Annotated in this window: 2 protein-coding genes; one reads left to right on the top strand and one right to left on the bottom strand. The window is 37.4% G+C overall.

What is annotated here, in order from left to right:
- Window positions 1-485, top strand: a 485-nt coding sequence (locus tag JCM21531_RS17175) for a group II intron maturase-specific domain-containing protein (protein ID WP_038291649.1), incomplete at its 5' end; no start/stop codon positions are given.
- A gap of 348 nt (window positions 486-833) precedes the next feature.
- Here the strand turns inward: JCM21531_RS17175 and JCM21531_RS17180 are convergent.
- A partial coding sequence (locus JCM21531_RS17180; protein ID WP_038291650.1) for an IS256 family transposase occupies window positions 834-1,445 on the bottom strand: 612 nt, incomplete at its 5' end.

The raw sequence follows: 1,445 nt of genomic DNA on the forward strand, positions 1-1,445 counted from the left end.
TTGATAAATTCAAACTTGAATTGGCCGAAGATAAAACGAAGATTATAGAATTTGGCAGATTTGCAGCGTTAAACAGAGCAGAGAGAGGCTTGGGCAAACCGGAAACGTTTGATTTTCTTGGATTTACGCATTATTGCTCTACAAGTAAATCGGGCAAGTTCAGAGTCAAAAGGCGAACAAGTAGGAAAAAGTTCTGGGCGAAGGTGAAATCCGTCAAGCAATGGGTCAAGTCAGTAAGGAACGAGCTATCAATCTATAGTATATTTAAAAGGATTAAGGCCATTCTTACTGGGCACTTTCACTATTACGGAATTACGGACAATTATCCAATGTTACAGCAATTTAAATATGAAATCGTGAAAATATTATTTAAGTGGCTGAACAGAAGGAGCCAAAGAAAAAGTTTTACAAAGGAGAAGTTTCAAAAATGCCTCAGACTAAATCCACTACCGAATCCAAGAATTTATGTGAACATTATGGGTTAAACAGCGAAAGAGAATGATTGTATGAAGAGCCGTATGCCTTAATTGGCACGTACGGTTCTGTGAGGGGCAGATGTCGTGAGATGTCTGTCTACTCGACTATCGAAATTTTCGTAATCCTTCTTAGCAAGCAATTTTGAATTTTTGAAGTTTACAGAATATTACCTTAAATCATTTCTGTATTATATATTATTGTCAGTTCTGTCAAGTTTTATACATAAATTTGATTTAATTTGGACATAATTGTCTATAATAGGGTATTCTGTCCTTTTTCTCACCGCTTTTAATTTTGTGAGGTCTAGCCCGTCCGGCGGTGAGGACGAGCCCTTGAGGGCGGCGGGGTGAATGCTTTTAAATATAGTTCTCCAATCTACCCGGATACTGAATCATTAGTTGGCTGAGTACCCTATCCCAGTTCTTATACCGTTGTGTCCACTTCTTTACCACATTCATTGACGCCAAATACAGCATCTTTTCTAGTGAGTTATCACTTGGAAACATCGTTTTCGTTTTTGTGACTTTGCGATACTGTCGATGCAATCCTTCAATGATGTTAGTGGTGTAAATTATTCTCCTTATTTCCTCGGGAAATTTGTAGAATGGGCTTATCACATCCCAGTTATTTTCCCAGCTTCGCATTGCATATGGATATTCCTTTCCCCATTTGTTCTTAAGTTCACAAAACTTTTCTAATGCTACTTCTTCGTTAATCGCTCGATATACTTCCTTAAAGTCATTGCTAAAAGCTTTTATGTCCTTGAATGATACATATTTAAAGGAATTTCGAAGTTGATGTATTATGCATCGTTGTACTTCGGCCTTTGGATATGCCGCATTAATCGCTTCTTTTATACCTGTCAGTCGATCAACGCAAAATATTAGCACATCCTGTACTCCTCTGTTCTTAAGATCATTTAATACTCCAAGCCAAAATTTCGATGATTCGTTGTCACCAATCCAAAT

This window comes from Acetivibrio straminisolvens JCM 21531, from assembly GCF_000521465.1.
GTDB lineage: Bacteria > Bacillota > Clostridia > Acetivibrionales > Acetivibrionaceae > Hungateiclostridium > Hungateiclostridium straminisolvens.